The 12836-nt window shown below is 70.1% G+C and carries 12 protein-coding genes and 1 pseudogene; 9 read left to right on the top strand and 4 right to left on the bottom strand.

From position 1 onward, the window contains the following. From ACFULQ_RS22945 to ACFULQ_RS22930, 4 genes and pseudogenes are all read left to right on the top strand, one after another. Nucleotides 1-698, top strand: a pseudogene (locus ACFULQ_RS22945) (serine/threonine protein kinase); the annotation flags it as partial. Next, nucleotides 695-1423, top strand: a complete 729-nt coding sequence (locus ACFULQ_RS22940; protein ID WP_383546695.1) for a prepilin peptidase — start codon at nt 695-697, stop codon at nt 1421-1423. The pseudogene ACFULQ_RS22945 and the gene ACFULQ_RS22940, both read left to right, overlap by 4 nt. 71 nt (nt 1424-1494) lie before the next feature. Beyond that, complete coding sequence (gene mqnC / locus ACFULQ_RS22935) at nt 1495-2709, top strand: cyclic dehypoxanthinyl futalosine synthase (RefSeq protein ID WP_383546702.1); 1215 nt, start codon at nt 1495-1497, stop codon at nt 2707-2709. Nucleotides 2710-2716: 7 nt separating this feature from the next. Then, entirely contained in the window at nt 2717-3265 is a 549-nt protein-coding gene (locus tag ACFULQ_RS22930; protein ID WP_383546693.1) for a hypothetical protein, read from the top strand. Nucleotides 3266-3323: 58 nt separating this feature from the next. Here ACFULQ_RS22930 and ACFULQ_RS22925 read toward each other — a convergent pair whose 3' ends face one another. Continuing rightward, nucleotides 3324-4331, bottom strand: a complete 1008-nt coding sequence (locus ACFULQ_RS22925) for a chitinase (protein WP_383546692.1) — start codon at nt 4329-4331, stop codon at nt 3324-3326. Between the two features lie 368 nt (nt 4332-4699). Here ACFULQ_RS22925 and ACFULQ_RS22920 point away from each other — a divergent pair, with 368 nt between their 5' ends. Genes ACFULQ_RS22920 through ACFULQ_RS22905 form a run of 4 tightly spaced genes read left to right on the top strand, consistent with a single transcriptional unit; the run spans nt 4700 to nt 9300 of the window. Further along, complete coding sequence (locus ACFULQ_RS22920; protein WP_383546690.1) at nt 4700-5026, top strand: hypothetical protein; 327 nt, start codon at nt 4700-4702, stop codon at nt 5024-5026. Nucleotides 5027-5043: 17 nt separating this feature from the next. Beyond that, nucleotides 5044-7299 (top strand): bifunctional polysaccharide deacetylase/glycosyltransferase family 2 protein, encoded by a 2256-nt coding sequence (locus ACFULQ_RS22915; protein WP_383546688.1) that lies wholly within the window; start codon nt 5044-5046, stop codon nt 7297-7299. 1 nt (nt 7300) lies between these two features. Further along, entirely contained in the window at nt 7301-8608 is a 1308-nt protein-coding gene (locus ACFULQ_RS22910) for an acyltransferase (protein WP_383546687.1), read from the top strand. Continuing rightward, entirely contained in the window at nt 8605-9300 is a 696-nt protein-coding gene (locus ACFULQ_RS22905; RefSeq protein ID WP_381302106.1) for a demethylmenaquinone methyltransferase, read from the top strand. Before ACFULQ_RS22910 ends, ACFULQ_RS22905 begins: the two co-directional genes overlap by 4 nt. Before the next feature lie 323 nt (nt 9301-9623). Here ACFULQ_RS22905 and ACFULQ_RS22900 read toward each other — a convergent pair whose 3' ends face one another. Together ACFULQ_RS22900 and ACFULQ_RS22895 are read right to left on the bottom strand one after the other, a co-directional pair. Beyond that, a complete protein-coding gene (locus tag ACFULQ_RS22900; RefSeq protein WP_383546686.1) occupies nt 9624-9941 on the bottom strand; it encodes a PASTA domain-containing protein in 318 nt (105 codons plus the stop codon). Nucleotides 9942-10049: 108 nt separating this feature from the next. Next, a complete protein-coding gene (locus ACFULQ_RS22895; RefSeq protein ID WP_383546684.1) occupies nt 10050-10574 on the bottom strand; it encodes a GNAT family N-acetyltransferase in 525 nt (174 codons plus the stop codon). 98 nt (nt 10575-10672) lie between these two features. Between ACFULQ_RS22895 and ACFULQ_RS22890 the strand changes: the two genes are divergently transcribed. Next, entirely contained in the window at nt 10673-11959 is a 1287-nt protein-coding gene (locus ACFULQ_RS22890; RefSeq protein WP_030322084.1) for a geranylgeranyl reductase family protein, read from the top strand. Between the two features lie 125 nt (nt 11960-12084). On the opposite strand, the gene def is transcribed toward ACFULQ_RS22890, so the two are convergent. Beyond that, nucleotides 12085-12732, bottom strand: coding sequence for a peptide deformylase (def, locus tag ACFULQ_RS22885; protein ID WP_383546682.1), 648 nt, complete (start codon nt 12730-12732; stop codon nt 12085-12087). Between the last annotated feature and the right edge of the window lie 104 nt (nt 12733-12836).

The raw sequence follows: 12836 nt of genomic DNA, 5'->3' as shown, positions 1-12836 counted from the left end.
AGACGGTGGTGCCCGCCGACAAGAGACCCGGCCGGCTCTCCGTCTCGGTGGCCGCCACCTCCGCGCCCGGCGACAACGGGCGCGGCCGCCGGATGAGTTGCACCGTGGCCCTCGCGGTCGCGGGGGCGCTGGCCGCGGCGACCGTGGGCTCGGTGTTCCTGTTCGACCTGCTGCCGGGGCGGGGCGACAACGACTCGGCGAGCTCCCCGTCCGGCAGCGACGCGTACTCGTCGGCGCCGACGTCCCTGCCGTCCGCCTCCGAACCGCCCGCGCCCCAAGCCTCGGACACCGCGGCCTCCCCGTCGTCGAGCGACGTGGCGAGCGAGGCGGCGAGCGGGGCGGCCCAGGTCCCCGCCCGCTATCTCGGCACCTGGGAGGGCCAGGGCAGCGGGCTCGGCGGGAGCCTGCCGATGGGGACCTTCCGGATCACCGTCAAGCAGGTGGCCGTGGGGCAGGAGCTGGGCCGGCTGGTGCAGACCGACGCGATCGGGGCCGTGTGCACCGACGTCCTCACGCTGAAGCAGGTCACGGCGACGGAACTCGTCACCACGGCCGTCGGCGCCAGGGACAACCACGCCGGCTGCAACCCCACCGCCCACACGGTCCGCCTCACCCCCCTCGGCGACGACCTGAAGTACACCTCGGAGAGCGAGGCCGAGGGCTATCCCGAGGCCCGGATGTCGAAGGTAGGACGGTGACGGAACTGCTCGTCGCCGTCGCGGTGTTGTGGGGAGCGGCGACGGGTGCGCTGCTGCCCCGCGCGGCCCACCGCTTCGCCGTCCCGTCCGGGGAACCCTGGCGGACGGCCTGCCCCGCAGGACACCCCCTGCCGGGCTGGCTCGGCAGGGCGCGCTGCCGAACCTGCGACCCGCGGCAGTCGTACGGCCCCGGCGGCGCCCTCCTCCCCGCCGTCACCGCCCTCGTCTGCGCCGCCCTGGCCGCCGCCACCGGCACCCGCCCGGAGCTCGCCGTCTGGCTGCTGCTCGCCCCCGTCGGCGTCCTGCTCGCCGTGGTCGACCTACGGGTACGCCGACTGCCCGACCCGCTCACCCTCCCCCTCGCGGCCGCCGCGCTCGCCCTGCTCGGGCTGGTCTCGCTGGTGCCGGAGCACACCGGGAACTGGACGAACGCGTTGCTCGGCGCCCTCGCCCTCGGCGCCGGCTACTGGCTGCTGTGGCGGATCAACCCCGGCGGCATGGGCTTCGGCGATGTGAAGCTGGCGCTCGGCGCGGGTGCGGTCCTCGGCTGGTACGGCTGGGACACCGTGCTCCTCGGCACCTTCGCCGGGTTCCTGCTCGGAGCGCTGTGGGGAGGTGTCCTGGTGCTCGTGGGGAAGGCGGGCCGCAAGACGGCGATCCCGTTCGGGCCGTTCCTGATCGCGGGGGCGTGGGCAGGGCTGCTGATCGGGGCGTACACGGCCTGAGGTCGGGCTTGTCACAGGGCTGGCGTAGGCTGGCTTGGTCCGTGAGAACCCTTGACGAAAGGCACGCCCCGGTGACCGAGAAGGCCGACCTTACGTCTTTTGATGTCGCAGCCGTCCTCGACCGTGCCGCCGAGGGTGGGCGGATCACTCCGGAGGAGGCGCTCGACCTCTACCGCGACGCCCCGCTGCACGCGCTGGGCTCCGCCGCGGACGCCGTGCGCCGCAGGCGGTACGCGGGCACCGAGCACATCGCCACGTACATCATCGAGCGGAACATCAACTACACGAACGTCTGCGTGACGGCGTGCAAGTTCTGCGCGTTCTACGCCCCGCCCACCGCCAAGGACAAGGGCTGGACCCGCGACCTCGACGACATCCTGCGCCGCTGCGCCGAGACCGTCGAACTCGGCGGCACCCAGATCATGTTCCAGGGCGGCCACCACCCGGACTACGGCGTCGAGTACTACGAGAAGCACTTCGCGGCCATCAAGAAGGAGTTCCCGCAGCTGGTCATCCACTCCCTCGGGGCCTCCGAGGTCGAGCACATGGCCAGGATCTCCAAGGTCACGGTCGAGGAGGCGATCCAGCGCATCCACGCCGCCGGCCTCGACTCCTTCGCGGGCGCCGGCGCGGAGCTGCTCCCCGAGCGCCCCCGCAAGGCCATCGCCCCGCTCAAGGAGTCCGGCGAGCGCTGGCTGGAGATCATGGAGACCGCGCACCGGCTGGGCGTGGAGTCCACCTCCACCATGCTGATGGGCACCGGCGAGACCAACGCCGAGCGCATCGAGCACCTGCGGATGATCCGGGACGTCCAGGACCGCACGGGCGGCTTCCGCGCCTTCATCCCGTACCTCTACCAGCCGATGAACAACCACCTGAAGGGCCGCACCCAGGCCACGATCTTCGAGTACCTGCGGATGATCGCGATCTCCCGGCTCTTCATGGACAACATCGCCCACATCCAGGGTTCCTGGCTCACCACCGGTCAGGACGCGGGCCAGCTGACGCTGCACTACGGCGCGGACGACCTCGGCTCGGTCATGCTGGAGGAGAACGTCGTCTCGGCGGCCGGTGCCAAGCACCGCTCCAACCTCCAGGAAATGATCGACATGATCCGCACCGCGGGCCGTGTCCCGGCCCAGCGCTCCACGACGTACGAACACCTCGTGGTCCACGACGACCCGGCGAACGACCCGGTGGACGCCCGCGTGATGTCCCACATCTCCTCCACGGCCATCGAGGGCGGCACCGCCCACCCCGAGCTGAAGATCCTCGCCTCCAACTAGGCCCGCCTTGCTGACGATCCACACCGCCGACGTCCTGTCCCCGGGCGGCGAGAGTCCTGCGCTGCCCGGCGGCGCGGTCCTGGTCGAGGGACGGCGGATCGCGGCGATGGAGCCGTACGACGACCTGCTGGCCGCCCATCCGACGGCAAGGGTCCGCCGCTGGCCCGGAGTCCTCCGCCCGGGCCTGCTGAACCCGCACGGCCCGGACCTCCTGGAGCACTCCTACCACCCGGACCCACGCGAGAACTTGGGCAACGAGCCCCTCACGGGCGAGGCCCTGGCAGCCCTCGACATGACCGACGCGAGATGGGGCGCGAGCGCACGGCGGGGCGTACAGCGGCTGCTGGCACAGGGCACGGTGGCGGTGGCGGGCCCACTGCACCGCGCGCCAGTGATCGACGCGGTCCACAGATCGGGCCTGACGATTCAGGACGGGGCGGCGGAAGCGGTACGGCTTGAGTTGATCCCAGGCGCGGACGCGACCTTTGCGATCTTCGACGCGACGGAATGCGTGGCCACGGTGATCAGGGGCCGCCTGCTGCACAGGCGCAGGTGACGTCTTTTAGGGGCGCGGGGAACTGCGCGACCAGCCACAACGCAGCGGCACCCGAAACTCAACCGCTCAACGCCTCCCCAAACGCCCCTGCGGCCTGAGAAACCCCACTGCAATTGGTCAACGCGTCATCGTCGCCCTGGCACTGCTGATCCCGAAACGCAGCCCACATCGAAACCCACCCCACCTCCTTGGACACGGCAAAAGCCCTGACCTGCGCCGCATCGGACAACGTGAACGTCTCCCCGTCCACATCATTCGTCCCGATCATCGAGGTGAGAGCAAGGGCCCGCCACGCAGTGGAGTCGGACGTACCGAACACCTCCTTCAACTGCGCCTGCGCGGCCGTCGCCGAAGTGATCGCATAATCCCCCATGTCCCCGCCGTACGACTCCCCGTAGTTCATCGTCATGATGTTGACGGTCGACACCTGAACGGAGTTGTCGTTGGCCGACTCCAGCAGCGCCACGCTGTCGGCGTCGAGCCCCGACGGCATCACCGGAAGCGTGAACGAGACGGCGAGATCGGACCGTTCCTTCTGGAGCAACGCGATCGCCTGAGATCGCAGATCCACCGAGTCGGAGTCCGTCAGCGCGTCCCCCTCGATGTCGAAGTCGGCGAGCGAGGAGCCGGCCGCGTCCAGGGCGGAGCCGTACGCCGCCGCCAACTTCGCGGCGCTGGAGCACGTTTCGGCCAGCTCCTTCCCGGACGCCCCGCCGAAGGAGACCCGCACCTCGGCGCCGTCCTCCTTCAGCGCGCTGATCCGGGACGCGACCGAGGAGTCGCCGACGGCGTTCGTGCCGTTCCAGGACGGCGTGCAGTCGCTCCCGTCGGCGATCACGAACGCGAGGTTGTACACGGACGGCGACCCCGCGGTGTCGTTGTCGGACGCCTCGGTCGCGCTGACGTAGGGCGCGTACGAAGGGACGTACGAGGTGCCGGCCGACGACGCCTGCGGGGTCGGCGTGCGCGTCGCCTCCGGCGCGGACCCGGCCTCGGCGGAACACCCCGCGGTGGCCAGGGCGATCAGACAAGTGAGCCCGGCGGCCGGCCTCAGCAAACCCCGCATTCGCATGCACCCGCTCTCGTGACGGCGATTTCTGGAGGGCGAATGTCTCACACCCCCCTGAGGTTCATGAGGACAGTCTTTGAACAGCGACCTCACAGACCAGGTGGGTGGTAGTGGGCGAATCGGGCGCGCAAGGCCGACATTCGGGCCCGTTCACCTCACGGAGAGCCGCGCAGGGTTTCTGGGAACCTCTCAGGAAACGGACAGCATAAGAGGTTTCTCATATGCACCCCACAAGAACGCCAAAGGTGGACACATAAAGGCTTCCTAATGTCTGGGGAATGCAATCCGAGCCTGCCACCGAAAATCGCGCCGACGCGCGCGGTCGCCGCCGCAAACGCGGTAGTAACGGGTCCGCCGAGGGTCCCGTGTTCGTTGACAACTCCGGACGCCGCTCCAAGCTGCTGCGCCGGATCGGCCTTCTCCTCGGCGCCCTGTCCCTCGGGTACGCCGTCGTGCTGGGCCTCGCCTTCATGGGCATCGGCGTCTCCAGCACCTCGCTGCTGCCCTTCGCGGGCGGCGGACCGCGCGGTTCCACGAACTCCGGCCCCGGCGGCATCCAGCCGCAGGGCGGCATCGGCACCCCGCCCGCGCTGCCCACCGGTACCCCGCCCGCCGGCACGGCCACGGGTGCTCCGCCGAGCGCGGCCCCGACCGCGACCGCCGCCCCGACCGCCTCCGCGGCCTCCAACTGACCCGAACGGCCCACCACATGACCACGACGACGCCCTCCCGCGGCCGCCGGCGTGCCCCCACCCGCATGGAGCGGGCGGCGGGCAAGGCCGCGGCGTTGCAGAAACCGCGGGTCATCCTCGCCCTGCTGCTCCTGCTCGGCCTGACCAGCGTGATGCTGCTCGACGGCTATCTGCGCGCCGAGGTCGGCGGCGACGAGCGGGTGCGCGAAGGTGCCAGCTCCAGCAAGGTCCCCGACAAGATCATCAACGGCGGGCCGATCATCAGCTTCCGGGGCGGTCAGGCCACCACGACCTCCGTACCGGCCAAGACGATCGCGCTCACCTTCGACGACGGCCCGAACCCGACGTACACGCCCCAGGTCCTGAAGATCCTGGAGAAGTACGACGTCCCGGCCACCTTCTTCGTGGTCGGCTCGATGGTCTCGCGCTACCCGGGGATCGTGAAGGACATGGTCGACCAGGGCAATGAGGTGGGCATCCACACCTTCACCCACGTCGATCTCTCCTACCAGAGCGACGCCCGCATCCGGCGCGAGATGACCCAGACCCAGCTCGCCCTCGCGGGTGCGGCCGGCATCACCACCACGCTGTTCCGGGCGCCGTACTCCTCGGAGACGGACGCGATCGACAACTACAGCTGGCCGGTCTACGAGAAGCTCGGCGAGGAGGGCTATACCAGCGTCTTCGTCGACACCGACAGCGACGACTGGAAGAAGCCGGGCGTCTCGAAGATCGTCCAGTGGGCCACGCCGTCCGGGACCTCGGGCGCCTCCGTGCTGATGCACGACGCAGGCGGTGACCGCGAGCAGACCATCGAGGCGCTGCCGAAGTACATCGAGAAGATGCGGGCGAAGGGCTACACCTTCACCACCATCAGCGGGGTCGTCGAGGCGCAGAACGCGGCTGCGCAGAACGCGGGTGCGCAGTTCCCGGGCGGGAACCAGAACGGCGACGGGGCCGCCCGCCTTCAGGCCGCCCATCGCGAGGCCACCGGCACCACCCTCTACGAGGGCAAGGCACTCGTCGCGGCCGTCGCCGTCGCCGAGTACACGGTGCCCACCCTCTCCGTCGGGCTCGCCGTGGTGGGCGTGGCCGTCATGGGCCGGTTCGGGATGATGCTGATCCTCGCCCGCCGCCACTACAGACAGCGCAACAAGCGCCGCTTCAGCTGGGGACCCACGGTCACCCGCCCGGTGAGCGTGATCGTCCCGGCGTACAACGAGAAGGAGTGCATCGCCAACACCCTGGAGTCGCTGGCGAGGAGCACCCATCCGATCGAGGTGATCGTGGTCGACGACGGCTCGACGGACGGCACCTCCGAGATCGCCCGCGAGGCCGCCCACCGGCTGGGCATGACGAACGTGCGGGTCATCCGCCAGGAGAACGCGGGCAAGCCGGCCGCCCTCAACAACGGCGTCCGCAGCGCCAGTCACGACATCGTCGTGATGATGGACGGCGACACCGTCTTCGAGCCGGACACCGTACGGCAGCTGGTGCAGCCCTTCGCGAACGAGGAGGTCGGCGCGGTCGCCGGCAATGCCAAGGTGGGCAACCGGAACACCGTCATCGGGGCCTGGCAGCACATCGAGTACGTGATGGGCTTCAACCTCGACCGCCGGATGTACGACCTGCTGCGCTGCATGCCGACGATCCCGGGCGCGATCGGCGCGTTCCGGCGCGAGGCGGTGCTCCAGGTCGGCGGGATGAGCGAGGACACCCTCGCCGAGGACACCGACATCACCATCGCGATGCACCGCGCGGGCTGGCGGGTCGTCTACCAGGAGCACGCCCGCGCGTGGACCGAGGCGCCCGGCTCCCTCAAGCAGCTGTGGTCGCAGCGCTACCGGTGGTCGTACGGCACCATGCAGGCGCTGTGGAAGCACCGGAAGTCCCTCACCGACAAGGGGCCCTCGGGACGCTTCGGCCGGGTCGGGATGCCACTGGTGGCGATCTTCCAGATCGTCACGCCGGTCTTCGCCCCGCTGATCGACGTGTTCACCGCGTACTCGATGATCTTCGTCGACTTCCGGGCGGCGCTGTACGCGTGGCTGGCGGTGCTGGGCATCCAACTGGTCTGCGCGGCGTACGCCTTCCGGCTCGACAAGGAGAAGTACCGCTATCTGCTGATGATGCCGCTCCAGCAGCTGGCCTACCGGCAGATGATGTACCTCGTCCTCATCCACTCCTGCATCACCGCCCTCACCGGCGGCCGGCTGCGCTGGCAGAAGCTGAAGCGGACCGGCGAGGTCGGCACCCCGGCGGGGGTGGGCTGAGATGAGCTGGGAGCAGCAGGGCTACGGGTACGGCCAGGGGTACGGCGACGGGTACGGATACGGGTACGGCCAGGACCACGGGTACTCGGAGTATGCGCAGCAGCCCCGTCCGCAGCAGTATGGGGAGTACGGATACGGCGTGCCGGAGGCGACGGCGCCGATGCCGGTGGTGGAGCCGGAACCGGAGCCACCGGTTACCGCGGCCCCCGCCGACGCCGAGGCGGAGGAGGAGAAGCCTCCGCCTCGGCCCCCCGGCCGCGACCGGTACTTCGACACCCTGCGGGCCGTCGCCCTGATCCGGGTCGTCACCTATCACACCTTCGGGTGGGCCTGGGCGGGCATGGTCTTCCCCTCCATGGGGATCATGTTCGGCCTCGCCGGGACGCTCATGGCGAAGTCCCTGGAACGCCCGGCGCCGAAGGTGATCAGGAGCCGTCTGCGCCGTCTCCTGCCGCCGTTCTGGTTCTGGGGCGTCTTCGTCGTCCTTGCGATGCTGGTCCACGACTGGATGCCGGGCTGGCAGATCGTGTTCTGGGTGGTACCGCTCGGCGATCCGCCGGGCAACGCGTGGGGCGAGCAGGCCTGGGAGATCCTCTGGTATCTGCGGACCTACCTGTGGTTCGTGCTGCTCTCCCCGCTGCTGCTGAGGGTGTTCCGACTGGCCCCGGTGCCGGTCCTGCTGCTGTCCCTCGCCCCGATCGTGGTCCTCCACTCCCTCTGGGAGCCGCCGGACGACCGTCTCGGCAGCGCCCTGACCGACCTCGCGACCTTCCTGTTCTGCTGGATCCTCGGCTTCGCCCACCGCGACGGGGTTCTGGAGCGGCTGAAGCCGTTCGCCGTCGTGGTGCTCTCGCTCGCCGCGATCGGCTTCGGCGGCTGGTACGCCTTCACCCACCAGGCCGAGACGGGGTCGTACGACCTCGACGACATCCCCCTCGCCCAGGCCTTCTGGTCCGCCGGGTACGTGCTGCTGCTGATGTGGGCCAAGTCGTACTTCGGGATCGACTTCGCCTGGCTGACCCGGTTCCGGCGGACCGACCGGATCGTCACCGTCTTCAACTCCCGCGCGGTGACGATCTACCTGTGGCACGAGATCGCGCTGATCCTCGCCGTGCCGCTGATCGACCGGTTCTGGGACGTGCCCGCCTTCGAGAAGTGGCTGCCGCTGGAGAGCCAGTGGTTCATGTTCGGCGTCGGGTGGGTGCTGATCGCGGTGTTCGTCCTGGTGTGCGGATGGGTGGAGGACGTGGCCGGGAAGAGGAAGCCGCAGCTCCTTCCGGGAGGGCGGGCTGCAAGAATGGGGCCGTGACCCGCGCCTCCCTGAACAAGCAGCCGCACGAAGTCGCCTCGATGTTCGACGACGTGGCGGAACGGTACGACCTGACCAACGACGTGCTCTCGCTCGGCCAGGACCGGGCGTGGCGCAAGGAGGTCGCCAAGGCGGTGGATGCCCGTCCCGCGCAGAAGGTCCTGGACCTGGCGGCGGGCACGGCCACCTCCTCGCTGCCCTTCGCGCGGACGGGCGCGTACGTCGTGCCCTGCGACTTCTCCCTCGGCATGCTCCGGGTCGGCAAGAAGAACCACCCGTGGCTGCCGCTCACCGCCGGCGACGCGACGAGGCTGCCCTTCAAGGACGACACCTTCGACGCCGTCACCATCTCCTTCGGGCTGCGCAACGTCCAGGACACCGATGCCGCCCTGCGCGAGATGTACCGGGTGACCAGGCCCGGCGGCCGGGTCGTGATCTGCGAGTTCTCGCACCCCACCTGGGCGCCCTTCCGCACGGTCTACACCGAGTACCTGATGCGGGCCCTGCCGCCGGTGGCCCGCGCGGTCTCCTCCAACCCCGACGCCTACGTCTACCTCGCCGAGTCCATCCGCGCCTGGCCCGACCAGCCGGCCCTCGCGGAACGCCTCCAGAAGGCCGGCTGGTCCAAGGTGGCCTGGCGCAACCTCACGGGCGGCATCGTGGCCCTGCACCGGGGCGTCAAGGAAAGCTGAGCGGCTCGCTGCGCGGCGTCGGCGGGTTTTGGTGGTCGGGCGCGGGGTTTCAGCAGGGCTGGGTGCACCGGCGCGGGGTCTGAAGAGGGCTCGGCGCGCCAGTGCGCGGCGTCGGCGGGTTTCGGTGGTCCGGCGCGGGGTTTCAAGAGGGCTCGGTGCACCGGCGCGGGGCCTGAAGAGGGCTCGGCGCTCCGGCGCGGCCTCATGAAGCCTCGGCGCTCCGGTGCGCGGCGTCAGCCGATGTCGGCGCACCGGCGTGGGGCCTGAAGAGGGCTCGGCGCTCCGGTGCGGCCTCAAGAAGGTTCGGCGCACCGGTGCGCGGCTCACAGTCCCGTCACGCACCGGACCACATACGGGTCGCCCGGTTCGTCCAGTTCGCGTTGGAGGCCGCCGCTCGGGGGCCTCGGGACGCGGGGCTCGCGGATGCCTCCGCCGCCCTCTCCGGGACCGAGGTCGAACCAGACGTACACCATCGACTCCCGCGGCACCTCGGCACCGGGCTGCGGGTACTGGCGTACGACATAGTCGACGACGGCCAGATGGAAGTCCTTGCGGTCCGGCGCATTGATCAGCAGGCCCTGCGCCTGGGCCGTCTCACGCGCGTCCACTGCCATGAGTCCGACCAGACGCGGTACGCGCACTTCGGGTGTTTTGGGTGTTATGCGCACAGATGTCACCCCCAGGTACTGGCAGGGTAACTCCGGCCCGGCGGCAGCCGGAAGTGCCGGGTTTCTTTCTGTAGCAGACGGCTACCCTGCGTGACCGTTCCGGAGGGCGAGCCGGAAGCAGAGGGCCTCCTCCGGGAGCTGCGGGTGCGGATACCTCTCCGCGAGGTCCATGCCGAGACGCTTGGTGACCGCGATCGACCGTTCGTTGCCGGGTCTGACCATCGCCACCACGTTGGTGACCCCCGCCGCCCGGAGCCGCTCCAGTGTCATCCGCGCGGCCACGGTCGCGTACCCCCTGCCCCAGTACTCCCGCCCGAGCCGCCAGCCGATCTCGATCTCACCGGTCGGCCCCCACTCCCGCGGCCACGGCTGGGCACCCGTGAAGCCGATGACCCGGCCGCCCTCGTCGACCATCGTCCACAGGCAGAACCCGAGCTCGGCGTCGTGCCGGCGCTGGCGCGCGGTGAGCTCCTCGTAGACGGACAGCTCCGCCGACTTCCCGCCGTGGAACTCCATCACGTCCGGGTCGTCGAAGACCCGGTGCCAGGCGACGGCGTCCTCGTCGGTGGGGACACGAAGCCGTACTACGGGCAGAGCTCGGTTCACTGGGGCAGCCCTTCAGCCGGGTGATCAATTCTGCTGAATAGACTGCCCATGTCCAGTGCCGGTCGGCACGCAGATTTCGAACTTGGGGAGATCCCGCCGTGACCGAGCCCCTGTCCGAGAACACCGCCGATGTCATCGTCGTCGGCGCGGGGCCGGCCGGCTCCACCACCGCGTACCACCTCGCCAAGGCCGGACTCGACGTACTCCTGCTGGAGAAGACCGAGTTCCCGCGCGAGAAGGTCTGCGGCGACGGCCTGACCCCGCGTGCCGTCAAGCAGCTCGTCGCCATGGGCATCGACGTCTCCGAGGAGGCCGGCTGGCTGCGCAACAAGGGCCTGCGGATCATCGGCGGCGGGGTGCGCCTCCAGCTGGACTGGCCGGATCTCGCCTCCTTCCCCGACTACGGCCTCGTCCGCAAGCGCGACGACTTCGACGAGCAGCTCGCCCGCCAGGCCCAGAAGGCCGGGGCTCGGCTGTACGAGCGCTGCAACGTCGGCGCCCCCATCACCGACGAGCGCACCGGCCGGATCACCGGCGTGCACGCGAAGCTCGGCGAGGACAAGCGCGAAGTCACCTTCCACGCGCCCCTGGTGGTCGCCGCCGACGGCAACTCCACCCGGCTCTCCCTCGCGATGGGCCTGCACCGCCGCGAGGACCGCCCGATGGGCGTCGCCGTACGGACGTACTTCGAGAGCCCCCGCCACGAGGACGACTACCTGGAGTCCTGGCTGGAGCTGTGGGACCGGCGCGGGCCCGGCGAGGACCGGCTGCTGCCCGGCTACGGCTGGATCTTCGGCATGGGCGACGGCACGTCCAACGTCGGCCTCGGCGTCCTGAACACCTCCGACTCCTTCAAGGAGCTCGACTGGCGCGAGGTGCTGAAGGCCTGGTGCGCCTCCATGCCGGAGGACTGGGGCTACACCCCGGAGAACATGACCGGGCCGATCCGCGGTGCCGCGCTCCCCATGGCCTTCAACCGCCAGCCGCACTACACCCGCGGCCTGTTGCTCGTCGGTGACGCCGGCGGTCTGGTGAACCCCTTCAACGGCGAGGGCATCGCCTACGCCATGGAGTCCGGCCAGATCGCCGCCGACGTCATCGTCCAGGCCCACGCCCGGTCCACGCCCGCGGGCCGCGAGATGGCCCTTCAGCGCTACCCGCGCGTCCTGAAGGACACCTATGGCGGCTACTACACGCTGGGCCGCGCCTTCGTGAAGCTCATCGGCAACCCGAAGGTCATGAAGATCGCGGCCCAGCGCGGGCTGACCCACCCCGTGCTCATGAAGTTCACCCTGAAGATGCTCGCCAACCTCACCGACCCCACGGGCGGCGACGCGATGGACCGGATCATCAACGGGCTGAGCAAGGTGGCGCCGAAGGCGTGACGCGCGCCCCGCGCCGGGGGCATCGTGGAGGCATGGACGCAGGGGTCGCGTTACCGCTCTTCGTCATCCTCATCACGATCTCGGTGTGGGCGCTGGTCCGCTCCCTCAGGCGCTGACGGTGCCCCTCAGGCCTGGAGGGTGCCCTGAGCGCCCTTCAGTGCCTCGACGTTGGCGGCCCGGCGGGCGAACACCTCGTCGCGCCGGTCCGCCACCTGCCGCAGCGCCTCCTTGCGGTCCCGCTTCGACAGCCGGTCGATATACACGTGCCCGTTCACATGGTCGGTCTCGTGCGCCAGGCACCGCGCGAAGTACCCGGTCCCCTCGATCACGAGCGGCTCGCCGTCCTTGTCGAACCCGCGCACCACGGCCCGGTCCGGACGCGGTACGTCCATCACGGCGCCCGGCACCGACAGGCACCCCTCACCGTCGTCGAGCAGCCTGCGCCCGGCCGGGTCGAGCGGGTCGAGGACCGGGTTGACGATGTGTCCGACATGTCGGACACCGTCGTCGTCCGGGCAGTCGTACACGAACAGCCGCAGGTCCACGTCGACTTGGTTGGCCGCGAGTCCGGCCCCGTCCGCGACGTACATCGTCAGGAACATGTCGTCGATCAGCGCGGCGAGATCGGGCCCGAACTCGGTCACGTCCCGGCACGGCTTGTGCAGGATCTCCTCGCCGACCTCGGTGACGCGCCGGACCTTGCCGCGCCGGGCCTCGGGCGCGAGCCGGGGATACGAGTCGGTGGGCCTGCCTTGTACGAACACACTGGGCACGGTGATGTCTCCTGTCCTGTGGGGGCGGTGCGGGTGTGCACCGCGGATGCACATCCAACCCTGGACGGGAGAGTCAGGACAGCGGAAGGGCCGCAGCCCCCGAG

Origin of the sequence: Streptomyces sp. NPDC057253, from assembly GCF_042669125.1 — a bacterium.
Taxonomy (GTDB): domain Bacteria; phylum Actinomycetota; class Actinomycetes; order Streptomycetales; family Streptomycetaceae; genus Streptomyces.
This window is presented reverse-complemented; position numbering and strand designations above follow the sequence as displayed.